The organism is Pseudomonas oryzihabitans, from assembly GCF_032027545.1.
GTDB classification, from domain to species: Bacteria; Pseudomonadota; Gammaproteobacteria; order Pseudomonadales; family Pseudomonadaceae; genus Chryseomonas; species Chryseomonas oryzihabitans_F.
In genome coordinates this window covers 1-313 of record NZ_JAVSJB010000124.1, presented here as the reverse complement: position 1 = coordinate 313, position 313 = coordinate 1, and the positions used below count along the sequence as shown (strand labels likewise).

Annotated in this window: 1 protein-coding gene; it reads left to right on the top strand. The window is 70.6% G+C overall.

The genetic code is table 11. From position 1 onward, the window contains the following. A partial coding sequence (locus RND78_RS28000; RefSeq protein ID WP_312733503.1) for a hypothetical protein occupies positions 1-313 on the top strand: 313 nt, incomplete at both ends.

Sequence of the window (313 nt, the reverse complement as noted above, 5' to 3'; positions counted from 1 at the left end):
CAGGGCGACCTGCTCGTCAAGAACGCCACCGCCATCAGCAATGCTAAGGGCCGCCTCAACAGCGGCGGCCTGCTGACCCTGCTGGTCGGCGGCCTGGACAACAGCGGCGGCGGCACCGTAGCCGCCCAGGGCAAGCTGCTCATCACCACTGCAGGCCAGGTACTCAACGGCAGCGACGGCCTGCTGGCCAGCCAGGGGGGAGCCCTCGACCTCACCGCGGGCAGCCTCGACAACGCCAACGGCACCCTGCAAAGCGCCGGCGACCTGACCCTGGCCACCGGCACGGGCGACATCGGCAACGTGGGCGGCAAGA